This window comes from Methylobacter tundripaludum (assembly GCF_002934365.1).
Lineage (GTDB): Bacteria > Pseudomonadota > Gammaproteobacteria > Methylococcales > Methylomonadaceae > Methylobacter_A > Methylobacter_A tundripaludum_A.
In genome coordinates this window covers 71,772-85,692 of record NZ_PTIY01000006.1, presented here as the reverse complement: position 1 = coordinate 85,692, position 13,921 = coordinate 71,772, and the positions used below count along the sequence as shown (strand labels likewise).

The 13,921-nt window shown below is 50.1% G+C and carries 10 protein-coding genes; all 10 read left to right on the top strand.

The features are described from left to right. The first annotated feature begins 124 nt into the window (after positions 1-124). On the top strand, positions 125-2,341 hold the full coding sequence (locus B0F88_RS19840) for a methyl-accepting chemotaxis protein (RefSeq protein ID WP_308472008.1): 2,217 nt from the start codon (positions 125-127) through the stop codon (positions 2,339-2,341). Positions 2,342-3,294: 953 nt separating this feature from the next. Next, a complete protein-coding gene (locus tag B0F88_RS08985; RefSeq protein WP_104423609.1) occupies positions 3,295-4,695 on the top strand; it encodes a CmpA/NrtA family ABC transporter substrate-binding protein in 1,401 nt (466 codons plus the stop codon). A 200-nt stretch (positions 4,696-4,895) separates the two neighbouring features. Then, positions 4,896-5,912: an ABC transporter permease gene (locus tag B0F88_RS08980; protein WP_104423608.1), complete on the top strand. Its 1,017-nt coding sequence runs from the start codon at positions 4,896-4,898 to the stop codon at positions 5,910-5,912. Positions 5,913-5,926: 14 nt separating this feature from the next. Next, complete coding sequence (locus tag B0F88_RS08975) at positions 5,927-7,666, top strand: ABC transporter ATP-binding protein (protein ID WP_104423607.1); 1,740 nt, start codon at positions 5,927-5,929, stop codon at positions 7,664-7,666. 293 nt (positions 7,667-7,959) lie between these two features. Next, positions 7,960-9,213 (top strand): alginate export family protein, encoded by a 1,254-nt coding sequence (locus tag B0F88_RS08970; protein WP_104423606.1) that lies wholly within the window; start codon positions 7,960-7,962, stop codon positions 9,211-9,213. 182 nt (positions 9,214-9,395) lie between these two features. Then, entirely contained in the window at positions 9,396-9,554 is a 159-nt protein-coding gene (locus B0F88_RS19350) for a hypothetical protein (RefSeq protein WP_181049865.1), read from the top strand. A gap of 120 nt (positions 9,555-9,674) precedes the next feature. Then, positions 9,675-9,899, top strand: coding sequence for a lipoprotein (locus tag B0F88_RS08965; protein ID WP_104423605.1), 225 nt, complete (start codon positions 9,675-9,677; stop codon positions 9,897-9,899). Positions 9,900-10,748: 849 nt separating this feature from the next. Further along, positions 10,749-11,954, top strand: a complete 1,206-nt coding sequence (locus tag B0F88_RS08950; protein WP_104423602.1) for an HD-GYP domain-containing protein — start codon at positions 10,749-10,751, stop codon at positions 11,952-11,954. Positions 11,955-11,979: 25 nt separating this feature from the next. Further along, entirely contained in the window at positions 11,980-12,222 is a 243-nt protein-coding gene (locus B0F88_RS08945; protein ID WP_104423601.1) for a hypothetical protein, read from the top strand. 250 nt (positions 12,223-12,472) lie between these two features. Next, a complete protein-coding gene (locus tag B0F88_RS08940; protein WP_104423600.1) occupies positions 12,473-13,672 on the top strand; it encodes an EAL and HDOD domain-containing protein in 1,200 nt (399 codons plus the stop codon). The last annotated feature ends 249 nt before the right edge of the window (positions 13,673-13,921 follow it).

Genomic DNA, 13,921 nt, shown 5'->3' with positions numbered 1-13,921 from the left:
CATTTACAATGAGCCGAAAAACAGGGGGGCGGTCGAAGCGTTTTAACAATCCATATCATACAAACAGAGAGGAAATTGCATCATGCTAACCAAGATGAAAAATTCTAGGCAGTTAACTATTAAGATGCGTTTTACGATAATCTTGAGCACCTTGGTCATCGGTTTTTCGTTGTTTGGTTTAGCGACATTCAAGGCCATGAATACCGTTAATATCGACAGCCCAAGTTATCAACATCTCGTTCAGGGTAAAGATATTATTGCCGATATTGCACCGCCCCCTGAATACATCATCGAATCCTATCTGGTCGCGCTGCAACTGACCCAAGCCTCCACCCCCGATGAAATCGGCGCTTTAGTCACCCGTTTTCAAACGCTAAAAGCGGAATACGAATCCCGTCGCAATTATTGGTTAAGCCAGCCTTTGGAACAGGAACTACAGGTTCCTTTCCTTGAACGCGCTTACCTGCCGGCACAAGCCTTTTACAATGAAGCCGACCAACAGTTTCTGCCAAGCATCCAGACGGGCGACCGCGACAGCGCACGGACCAGTCTCCTAAAAATGCGCCGCGCTTATGAACAACACCGTACTGTCATCGATCAGGTGGCAAGACTTGCAGCAACGCGCAACACAGAAGACGAGGCGCAGGCCCGGAATACCACATCCGGGTACAGGATCGTCTTGATCGGCATTTTCGTGATCAGCGTCGCGCTGGGTGTCGTATTAACCGTACTGACCAGCCGCGGCATTTTACGCTCGCTCAAAACGATCCAACAGGTAGCGGGAGCCATCGCAAAAGGTGACTTGAACTCCAGTATTGACATTCATCAAAAAGATGAGATCGGGGAGCTGTTACGTTCTATGAAAACCATGCAGGATTCCATTAACGTCTTCGTTGCCGATCTGGACAACATGGCTAAAAAACATGCGGAAGGCTGGGTCAAAGAGCAGCTCGACGCTTCAAAGTTCTCCGGCACCTATAGCAAGATGGCGCATGAAGTTAATGAACTGATTCAATCGCGCATCGCTATAAACAGACGACTGATCAATATTGTCAATCAGTATGCCAAAGGCGACTTTTCTATGGATATGGATGTCTTGCCGGGCGAGACAATTGTCATTACCGAAATTATGGACAATGCCAAAAAAACCTTCCTCGGTGTTAACAACGAAATCAAAATGCTCGCAGAAACCGGCGCTAAGGGCGATTTCTCAAAGCGTAGCGATGCGGATAAATTTGAGTTCATGTTCAAAGGGATTTTGACCAATCTCAATAACCTGATGGAAACTTGCGATGTCGGCTTCAACGATATATTGCGTATCGCCGGCGCACTGGCTCAAGGCGATTTGACCCGAACTATAGACAAAAACTACCCGGGCACTTTTGGCGAAGCGATCACGGGTATGAATACGCTTGTAGAAAGCCTCACAAACATGGTCAGAGATATCCAGGACTCCACCGACAGCATTAACACCGCAGCTAAAGAAATAGCCTCCGGTAACAATGATTTGTCCCATCGCACCGAGGAGCAAGCCGCCAGTCTGGAGCAAACCGCCGCCAGTATGGAACAGCTAACCTCCGCGGTACAGCATAATGCTGCAAACGCCGAACATGCCAACCAGCTTGCCGTTGACGCATCCGGCATTGCGGGCAAAGGCGTCGAAGTAGTCGGGCAAGTCGTCGCCACAATGAACGGCATCGACCAATCGTCACGTAAAATTGGGGATATTATTTCGGTGATCGACGACATCGCTTTCCAGACCAACATACTTGCCCTCAACGCCGCGGTAGAGGCCGCCCGCGCCGGCGAACAAGGCCGGGGGTTTGCAGTGGTGGCGGTGGAGGTGCGCAATCTGGCGCAACGCGCCGCGACGGCTGCCGGAGAAATAAAACGTTTGATTGGCGATTCAGTGGATAAAGTCGCCGACGGCAGTAAACTGGTCACTCAAGCCGGCCGCACCATGGAAGAAATCGTCGATTCCATCCGCGAAGTGACCGTCATGATGGCCGAAATCACCGCAGCTTCAGCCGAGCAAAGTTCCGGCATTAAGCAGGTCAACCAGGCCATTACTCAAATGGACGACGTCACCCAACAGAACGCCGCCCTGGTGGAACAAGCCGCCGCTTCAGCGGAGTCGCTGGAAGAACAGGCGCAAAACCTGGCGCTCATAGTGAGCGGTTTTAAAATCGCCGACAGTTCCCGTAATGCCAGCAGTTCTTTCCATGCCGCGCCTGCGCCAAAGAAAACGGCACCGGCCAGAACAAGTATCGTTAAGAATCCGCCTGTCCTTCAAAAATTACAGTTACAACTTGCCGATAGTGACGAGTGGGAAACGTTTTAATGTAACTGCCTACGGGATTGGGCCGCCTGCCAGCGGCCGGTTTTCTTCATTTTTTCTCGTTCCCACGCGCTACGTCACCGCCATTAAGTTAAGGATGGACAGATCCTTCTCCCTCAGGGACAAATTCGCCGGGAGCGGATTTGCACTCGCCCGCAGGGTGCCGGACAGGATAGTCCGGCATGATCAGGTTAGGATGAGGGGATCAAATAAGGCTTTTTTCCTTATTTTTATTCTTCTCACCCCGCCCCTCTCGGCAACTGCTCCTGCGTCGCCTAAAGCGCCTACTGTTGGTGCTCTACCTCCTGCACCGTGCAGTCCCAGCCTTTCTAACTAAGGATCGTGCATAAATTAATTTAGGCAATTACCATGAAGAGCATGAAGGACATGAAGACTTAAACCTTTCATGCCGCTTCATGTCCTTCATGGTTAAAAAATGAAAAATAAAACTTGCTCAAGTTATTTCATGCACGTTCCTTAATGGCAGTGTCGCGCTACGCCGCGAATTAAATGCATTTTACGCACCCCATCCAGGCAGCGCGCCAAACAGGATAAAAACTACCCGTGCGTAATATCGGTTCCTAACCTATCCCTGTTCTATTGGAGTTAGAAGAAGAGGGAAGCTTATTAGCCATAAATTTTCACCGTTGGTGCAAACAGACAATCGGATGCACAGAATTGATGCATTACCGACATCAACCCGCCTCACCTTGCCACGCCAATAACAGCCATGACCGCCTGTATTCCTGGCTTAAACCTATGAAATAGCGATTTGACAACTTTGGCATAACGATTGCTTTAATCAATACAGAGGCTCCAACGATGGGGCGCTAAAAAATAGAGGGGTTCAACGGCGAACCCAAACAGACAAAGGCGTCTACCCGGATGAATACACCCTGTATTTAGCCGGGTGACGCCTTTTTTTTGCTGATTTTTTCAAACCTGCTGAGGTCAATATGAAACAAACCGGACGACTTACTATCAAAAAACGGGTTATGGCGCTCATTGCCGTGACCGCAATATCAACCTTGTCCTTTGCAAACTGTGCCGGTGCTGCTGAAAAGCTGGAAAAAGACAGCCTAAAACTCGGCTTTATCAAACTGACCGATATGGCGCCGTTGGCGGTTGCGCTGGAAAAAGGCTATTTCGAGGATGAAGGCCTTTCGGTGCAACTGGAAGCGCAAGCCAACTGGAAGGTCTTGCTGGACCGCGTCGTCAGCGGCGAACTGGACGGCGCGCACATGCTGGCAGGGCAACCCATTGGTTCAACCATCGGTTTTGGCACTAAAGCGGACATCATTACAGCATTCAGCATGGATTTAAACGGCAATGCCATCACCGTATCGAATGACATTTGGAAACAAATGAAGCCGCAGATTCCGGTCAAAGACGGCAAACTCGTGCATCCGATCAAAGCCGATGCGTTAAAACCGGTTGTCGAGAAATTTAAAAGCGAAGGCAAACCCTTCAATATGGGCATGGTGTTCCCGGTATCCACCCATAACTACGAATTGCGTTACTGGCTGGCGGCCGGCGGCATCAAACCTGGATTTTATGCGCCGCCTCAGGATACATCGGGTCAGATTGACGCCGAAGCGCTGCTGTCGGTAACACCGCCCCCGCAAATGCCCGCAACGATGGATTCAGGCACGATTGTCGGGTACTGCGTCGGCGAGCCGTGGAACCAACAGGCGGTGTTCAAAGGCATCGGCGTACCGGTGGTCAGCGATTATGAAATCTGGAAGAACAACCCGGAGAAAGTCTTCGGCGTGAGTAAAGAATGGGCCGACAAAAACCCGAACACCCACAAAGCAGTGGTCAAAGCACTGATCCGCGCCGCCATGTGGTTGGATGCGGAAAACAACAAAAACCGTCCCGAAGCCGTGGAAATGCTGTCGCAGAAACAATATGTCGGTGCGGATTACGAAGTTCTCGCCAACAGCATGACCGGCACCTTCGAATATGAAAAAGGCGACAAACGCGACCTGCCCGATTTCAACGTGTTCTTCCGTCACAACGCAACTTATCCGTATTACAGCGATGCAATATGGTATTTGAGCCAAATGCGCCGCTGGGGGCAAGTCAACGAATACAAGCCCGACGACTGGTATTTGGAAACCGCCAAGAAAGTGTATCGCCCCGATATTTACATGGCTGCGGCCAAGGCGCTGGTCGCCGAAGGCAAGGCGAAAGCAGGCGATTTTCCGGCCGACAACGAAACCGGCATCAAACCGCCCAGTGCTGACTTTATTGACGGCATCAGTTTCGACGCCACCAAGCCCAATGATTATCTGAGCAAGTTTGCTATCGGTCTTAAGGGCAAGCAAAAAGTGACCGGAGGCAAGGTTGTTGAGTAAAAGTATGTTCCCACGCTCCGGCGTAGGAATGCAGTAGAACGCTCCGGCGTCGCGGCTCGCCGGTTCCCAAGCTAGAGCTTGGAAACCGGCCCGAAAAAAGTGCAAGTGCCGACCGAAACACCGGACGTTGAATTGGCGCAAGGACGCGTTTTTTTTACCTTTAACTTTTTGCCTTCCACCTGCTTTTAAAGGTACCGACCATGTATAAGCAACTGATAAAATTTTTAAACATAACCGGCCTCACTTGGTTTGTTCCGCTGGCGAAAATAGCCGCCGGAGAAAATCCCTCGCTGCAAATCCGCCAACTGTGGCTGGTCATGGGCGTACCGATGCTCGCTTTTATGGTCTTTCTGGGACTGTGGAGCTTTTCCGCATCGAAGGTCAACACCAGCCTGGGCGCGATTCCAGGCCCGGTCGCGGTGTGGCATGAAGCCGCCGGATTGCTGGACGACCATTTCGCCGAACGGGCCAAAGAAGCCGAGTATTACCAACGCCAGCAAGCCCGCAACGAGCAAAAACACGCCGAAGATCCTGCTGCCGAAATCAAAGTCCGCCCCTATAACGGCCAGGCCACTTATCTGGACAAGATTTTCACCAGCCTTTACACGGTGTTTGCAGGCTTTGTGATTGCGACATTGATCGCCGTGCCGCTGGGCCTGCTCTGCGGCATGAGTCCGGTATTCAACACCGCGATCAACCCGCTGGTGCAGATTTTCAAGCCGGTATCGCCGTTGGCTTGGCTGCCGATCGTCACGCTGGTGGTCAGCGCCGTGTACGTTACTACCAGTGATTCCTGGTTTGAAAAATCGTTCCTGACTTCCGCGATTACCGTCACGCTGTGCTCGCTGTGGCCGACGCTGATCAATACCGCGGTCGGCGTGTCATCGATAGACAAGGACCTGATCAATGTCGGCAAGGTGCTGCGCCTTGGCTGGAGCACCCAAATCAAGAAAATCGTATTGCCGTCCGCGTTGCCCTATATCTTCACCGGCATGCGTCTGTCGCTGGGCGTGGGTTGGATGGTGCTGATCGCTGCGGAAATGCTCGCGCAAAATCCGGGGCTGGGCAAATTCGTTTGGGATGAATTCCAGAACGGCAGTTCCAATTCGTTGGGCCGGATCATGGTCGCGGTCTTTACTATTGGGCTGATCGGCTTTGCGTTGGACCGCATCATGCAGTCCTTACAAAACCTATTCTCTTTCGGTAGAGCACTTTAAATCAGGAGCCGAAGATGTCCGTCGTAAATCTTAACATTGTAAATAAGCGTATGCAGAACAAGCCGCTTGCGCCATCGAATGACGCCCAACTGCCTTTGCTGGAATTAAAGTCTGTCTGCAAAAGCTACGGCGCGACATCGATCCTCAACAACATCAACCTGAGTATTAAAGAAGGCGAATTCGTTGCCATTGTCGGCTTTTCCGGCAGCGGCAAAACCACGCTGATTTCAACCATTGCCGGCTTGATCCAGGCCGACAGCGGCGAGGTGCTGAAACAGGGAGCGCCGATCACCGCGCCGGGGCCGGATCGCGGCGTGGTGTTCCAGAACTATTCGCTGATGCCGTGGCTGACGGTGTTTGAAAACGTCGCGCTGGCGGTCGATCAGATTTTCAAGCACTGGCCTGCCGAGCAACGCCGGGCGCATACCGAAAAATACGTCAGGATGGTTAATCTCGGCGCGGCGATGGATAAAAAACCCGCCGAACTGTCCGGCGGCATGCGGCAACGGGTCAATGTCGCCCGCGCCTTGGCCGCCGGCCCCGACATCTTGCTGCTCGACGAACCGCTCAGCGCGCTGGATGCGTTGACGCGCGGCAACTTGCAGGATGAGATTTTGCAAATCTGGGCGCAGGAGAAGAAAACCGTGATCCTGATCACCAACGACGTCGATGAAGCCATCTACATGGCGGACCGGGTTATCCCGCTTAATCCCGGGCCCGATGCAACCTTCGGCCCGGATTTTCCTGTCAATATCGAGCGTCCCCGAGACCGAACCGCGTTAAACCATAACGCCGAATTTAAACGCTTACGCGCCGAAATCACCCGTTATTTGATGGACATCGGCATGGAAAAAAACCTGGGCTCCGCCGTTGATAAAATCGTCCTGCCCAAAATCAAACCCAACACCAACACCGAATGGGATCGCGTCTCCCCGGTCTTGGCATCCGGGCATGACGATATTGTCCGCCCGCGTTACCTGGAGTTTTCGCAGCTGTCCAAAATTTACCCGACACCCGACGGCAACGGCTCGGTCAAAGTCGTGGAGGGCTTCGACCTGAAAATGAAAAAAGGCGAATTCATCTCGATCATCGGCCATTCCGGCTGCGGCAAGTCCACCGTGTTATCGATGACAGCCGGGCTGAACAGCATATCCGAAGGCGTCATCATCCTGGACAACAAGGAAATCGACGGCGCGGGACCCGATCGCGGCGTGGTGTTTCAGGCGCCCAGCCTGTTTCCGTGGCTGACCGCGTTTGAAAACGTGATGTTGGGCGTTGATAAGGTCTACCCCCATGCCGCCAAGTCGGAACGCGACGACATCGCCGAATACTATCTGACCCGCGTCGGTTTGGGCGACGCCCTGTACAAGAAAGCCGCAGACATGTCCAACGGCATGCGGCAGCGGGTCGGTATCGCTCGCGCCTTTGCTTTGTCGCCCAAATTGCTGCTATTGGACGAGCCGTTCGGCATGCTGGATTCTTTGACCCGCTGGGAATTGCAGGAAGTGTTGATGGAAGTCTGGGAAAGAACCCACGTCACCGCGATTGTAGTCACCCATGATGTCGATGAAGCCATCCTGCTGGCGGACCGGGTGGTGATGATGACCAACGGCCCGCACGCCAAAATCGGCAAAATCCAGGACATCGATTTACCCAGGCCGCGTAGCCGCAAAGCCCTGCTGGAACATCCCGATTACTACAAATACCGGGAGAGCATCTTGAGCTTCCTGACCGAGTGCGACCATACGCATTAGAAAAATTATTTACCACAGAGGACACGAAGAGCACGAAGTTTGCGGCTTACCAAGCTGAAGGGACAGTGAAAGTATTGTAAAAACCGGTTTTATTGTTTTTAACTTATCGATTTTCAATTGAGTACTGGAGTACAAACCTAGGCTTGTACTCCACGTTCTTAATACTTTCACGGTCTATGAAGCTTGGGAATCAAGCTCAACATGAAATCTCACATGTTATTTCTTCGTGCCTTCGCGGTGAATCAATCCATTACGCTGAGTTATCATTTTAAATCAATCCATCAGGAGGCTTTATGCCGAAGAAAAAAACCAAACTCCCCGCTTCTTTGCTGGCGCTTTCCGTGATCAGTGGCTCGGCCTTGGCCGACGTTACCCAGCAAGTCGAAGACGCGCTTAACTTCTATCATTACGGCAAAAACGGCGCGGTCAAGGTCGACCTGAACTACCGTTACGAAAACGTCGATCAGGACCGGGGCGCGCAAAGAACCGCCAACGCCAACACCGCCCGCTTGCGGGCGGGTTTGTTGTCGCCGGTATTTCACGGCCTGCAAGGCTACGCAGAATACGAAGGCAACCTTGCGATGCAGGAGGATTTCAACAGTACGCGCAACAACAATACCGCTTATTCGACGGTTGCAGACCCTCAACAAAGCGAAGTGAATCAACTATGGCTCAGCTATGCAGGCATCCCCGACACGGTCATTAAGGGCGGACGGCAACGCATCAAGTTGGATGACGACCGTTTTATCGGCAACGTCGGCTGGCGGCAAATGGAAACAACCTTCGATTCGGTACTGCTTACCCACAACAACCAGCAGCTGTTCGGCCTAACCGTTAACGCCGGTTATATCGGCAATGTGCAAACGTTTACGTCCACGACCGAAAACATCGAAGCGCCGATCCTGAACGTCAATTATAAAGTCGGCGATTACGGCAACTTGGTCGGTTACGCCTACTTGTTGGATTATACCGAGCGGGAAAATTATGAAAAATCCAGCCAAACTTACGGTTTGCGGATGAGCAATTTTCAAAAGCCTGGGGATGCTTATAAGCTCGGCGACAACTACGGCCTGGTTTATACCGCCGAATGGGGCCGCCAGATTGATTACGGACACGGCGCGACCAAATATGAAGCGGACCGCATCAACCTGATGAGCGGCTTTACCGCCTACAACTTTACCTTCCAGGGGGCGATGGAGCAGCTTGACGGCAAGGGGCTCAATAAAACCTTTGATACGCCGTTGGGCACCAATCATGCCTTCCAGGGCTGGGCGGACTTATTCCTGGCTACGCCTGCTGACGGTATCCGCGATGTCTTCGGCACCGTATTGACCACGCTGGATCGCGGCAACGTCGTATTAACCGGGGTTTATCATGATTTTTCCGATGACACCGGCCAGCTTCATTACGGCAAGGAATGGGATGTCCAGGCGCTGAAGAAATTCGGTAAGCATTATTCGGTGCTGGCGAAATACGCTTATTACGATGCGGATCAATTCGGCACCGATACCCAGAAAATCTGGGTGCAGGGGAATATCAGTTTTTGACGATTACCGGGGTTGCAATAATCCGCCTCTCAAAAAACCGTAACCACTCACTAATGTTTATGCACGGATGGTATTTCTCCCGTTTGTCGCGCCTTCCCGGCGCTCGCACTTAGTGCGCCTTTGGCGGCCCGATCCGCTCCCAGCGGATTGGGCTTTGGTTACTGGCTGTTGGAACACGCCCCATGCGGTGTCAATCATCAAAACCGGGCAGGCCAAACCGCATTGATGATGGCGTCGTTGTTCGGCAGGGAAGCCCTCTTAAATTGCTGCTGGAGCATGCAACCAAGCCGGATTTAGCCGATCATCAAGGCAATACAACGGAAAAGCCGGCTCTGGCGTAAGGCCTTTCCCGTGTTGTTGAAATCATTAAGTTTCATATCCGGTGATTTGAATGTCTTTGCGACCAATTACATTTTTAACTGTACAATAACTGTCAATTGATATAACTAAATGGAACAGCCATGAAAAAATTTAACATCATATTGACAGCAACAACCATCGCCTTACTGGCGGGATGCTCAAGCGCCCCAACACTCGGCGATCAAATGGTTGAGCGCGGAAAAAAACTGGTTAGCGAAGGCAATACGCAATTGGAACAAGGCGCAATCATGGTTGAGCAAGGCAAAGCCAAAATTGAGCGCGGAAACCGGATGATCGAAGACGGCAAGCAGGTCGACTCAAAATAATCCCTCTTTGCTGTAATGTGTGTAAGGCGACAAATGCGTTGACGATAAAAGTCGCTTTGCACCTTACTATGATTCCCGGCGGCACTGAAACGGCCGGCTGTTTGTCGCGCAACGCCGCAGATCGGCTTGCTTTTCTAAAAATATTTCATATAATTGCCCCAGTTTTTAGGCCGGTAAGGCTGAGAACGGAGCCGACGTCACACCAACGGCGCAAGGATGCAATAAAGTACCAATGGGACGGTATCTCGGGTGTTGTTCTACTCTCTATGAGTTGTGCGGATATTTTTACGGAAGCGCTTATTCGTAAAAATATTTGATACGATCCTGTTTTATCGACTGGCAGAGATAAACGCCGACGCTTGAGTCGTCGCGCTGCTAAGATTCAATTCAATTAGGTTGAACCGCTCGCTAATCGATACCGGAATTATCCGTTTTCGGTCAGGCAATCGGGCCTTCACCCGCGTTTTTGCGGCAAACAAAAGCCGCTTTTCTCCCAGTACAACACCCTTGAGCCCGGATACGGGCGCGATCAGAAAACACAAGCACGGATTCCGCAACAGAAGTGTTGTTTCTATCCGGCCGCGAAGGCGTTCGCCGTTTCCGAAAGCCATCATGACGGCCACAGATCGCCCGTTTTTTAGACTCACCTTACCGGACGGCGAATTAAATAGGGCTTGCGCGGCATGAGCCCGGTTATTTGAGGCGGCGAAAAAAATAACACGGAATACTATCGGCAATAGGAAATGAGTTAAAGGACAGGGTTTTAAAACGCTATATAAATATAGTATTGCGTGATGGAACTATTGGGTATCGCATAGATAGATAAACAGTATTTTATGTTGTATAAAAATGATTAAAAAAATTAATGTAAAACAACTGCAAAAAGGTATGTTCATTTGCGGAACAGACCGGAAATGGGTCGATATACCCATTTTTCGCCGGAAATTCCTGATTAACTTAGACAAGGAAATAAACATATTACAGGAGTATTGCGAGTCGGTTTATATCGACACCCAAAAAGGTGTTGACGTCATTAGCCGATCGGAAGCTAGGACAATAATCGAGCCGCGCAAAGACGAGCCATCTGACACAAGCCCTGAAAATAATTCGTGTAAAAAAGTCTACGATGAAAGCCAAACAATATTAACCGGAGTTTTAAATGATGTCAGGCTGGGGCGCAGTATCGATAATCCCAAGATCAGGGGAATAGTCGAAGAGTTGACCGTCAACATTGTAAAAGACAGCCAGGCTATGATCGGTCTGACGCGGCTTAAAGATAAAAACGATGGCTTGGCGCGCAAATCGGTCAATGTTTGTATCTTGGCGTTGGCTTTCGGCAAGCATATAGGTATTCCGAAAGACAAAATGTATACGCTGGGTTTTGGCGCGCTGTTGCATGACATCGGTATGGTGATGATTCCAAACAGAATTTTATTAAAAGAACAGCCGTTGACAACCGCCGAACGCAAGATCATGGAAAAACATACCGAATATGGTTTGACGGTATTGACCCAAACGCCCGGCATCCCAGTGGATGTGCTAAAAATCGTTCATTCCCATCATGAACGAATGGACGGCAATGGCTACCCGAAAAAATTGCAAGACAAAGAAATTAGCCTGCTAACGCGTATGGTAACGCTCGCTTCCGTGTATGAAGCGTTAACGCGGGAGCGTCTTTACGCAGAAACGCTATCGCCGACCGAAGCATTGAGGCATCTGTATCGATCGGTGAAATCGGGATTTGATGCGCATTTGGTGGAAAAATTCATCAGGATGATCGGTATTTATCCGCTGGATTGTGTGGTCGAACTTAATACCGGAGAGGTTGGCGTGGTTGCCGATACCCATCCGCAAGAGCCGTTACGCCCGGTATTGCGCATTGTCGCCGATACCCAAAAACAGTTGCTGCCGGAAGCCCGCCTTCTTGATCTGGCGGACCCCGCGACCGAGAAAATAGGCATTATCAAGACGCTGGCAAAAGACGACCCGATGCTTGAGTTGATCGGGATGCACCGGAGGCAGAGTCAAGACGAAGCGATAAAACCCAAGCAGTAACCCATTTCAAATTAGAGGTGATGCAATGATTTTAAACGACGCTTTTTATGCAGCCTCCCTGCCCAAAGTAACAATAGTTTCATTTCCCGATACGCCGGATTATTGCCGATGTCTGGGTGGTCTTTTATTACCCAAAGAGACAGTTTTTTTGTTCGTTCATACGGTCTGGAAACGTCCGATAGCAACAGTGACCAAGCCGGTTACCGAGGAGAATGATGATGAGTGGGAAGGCTTCTATGAGGATGGAGGCGGTTGGGAGGAGTTTTGATGCGTGAAAAGGCAAGAAGTCATAACGAAGCTTTGGCGGAGGTTGGAGGCCATTGAAACGGTATACAAAAAGCAGGTATTGCGTTGCAAAACGACCTGATCCTGTTCCGCTCTAAAGCGCATTATAAAAAATAGGCCTTTCCTTGCATTTCGCGATGTTCTGTAGATTTGACGATTGAAACCGGTACAACTTATTGGAATAGGGCGCAAGCTCCATCCTGTTTTTTAATTTAATCCTTTAAACAATTTAAATGGCAGACATAATAATTGGGCGGCAACAGATTTTCGATCAAAAGCTGAATGTTTGCGCCTATGAGCTCCTTTTTAGAGGCAATGACTTTAACCTGAATTATAAGGACGACGCCGCCAAAGCGACCCAGCAGGTTATTACCGACACGATTTTAGAGCTTGGCCTCAATACCATAGTGGGGCCTCATAAAGCCTTCATTAACTTTACGACTCAGAACATCCTGGACAAAACGCCTTTGCACCTGCCTAAGGATAGAATAGTCATTGAAGTACTGGAAAATGTTGAAATCGATTCAAGAATTATCGCCAACTTAAAAGAGTTGTCGGAATTGGGCTATATCATTGCGCTGGACGACTTCGTTTTCTCCGAGATGTGGACGCCGCTGGTCGAATTTGCCGACATTATCAAGCTGGATATTCTGGAAATGGGCGAGTTAAAAACGCGCGAGCTGATCAATCGGCTGAAACCTTACAACGTACAATTGCTGGCGGAAAAAGTAGAGACATACGCCGAGTACCGATACCTCGTTGAACTGGGCTGCGATTATTTCCAGGGCTTCTTTTTCAACAAGCCCAATACGGTTTCCGGCAAGCGCATGAGCGTTAATCAAGCGACAGCCATTCAATTGTTAAACACAGCCAACAACCCGGATGTCGAATTTGAAGACATGACCAAGATAATCTCCCTGGATGTCGGGCTTAGCTATAAGTTGCTGCATTACATCAATTCCGCGTTTTTCGCCCTGCCCAATAAAATTTCATCCATCGGCCATGCCATTTCTTATCTGGGACTCAAGGAAATGAGACGCTGGATAAATATATTGATGCTGGCATCCTTATCCAGCAAGCCGGAAGCGGTTATGCAAAACGCCTTGATACGCGGCAAAATGTGCGAGGAACTGGCGGGCCTGACGGGCAATAAATCAGGTGATTTTTTTCTGATCGGCATCTTATCCAACCTGGACAGCTTGCTGGATGTGCCTTTGGATGAAGCGCTTAATCAACTGCCTTTGGCCGATGAGATTGTCTCCGCCATATTGCACAAAGAAGGACTGGGCGGGGAAGCGCTTGATTGCGTTATCAGTTACGAACGTTGGGATATTTCATCAATAGCATTTAAGGATGTCGACCAAGCCATCATCGGCGACACTTATATTCACAGTATCAACTGGGCGAAAAACGTCATGGGCAATATAAAGTAATACCAATCCCAATAAGTTCGCATATTATCCCTTCTCCAGCGGGAGAAGGTTAGGTTGAGGGGGCAAATAAAAACTTATTGGGATTGGTATAACCATGCCGTATCAGCCAAACTATCGCACAATATCGGCCTTATCCCGTAAGTAGGCTTAAAGTATTGTTTTGTTTTATTAATGATAAGCTATGCGAGTAAAAATAAATGCCGAGAGCGGTAAAAACACGTTGCGCAGCCCATTGGGCGGCTCGATTAA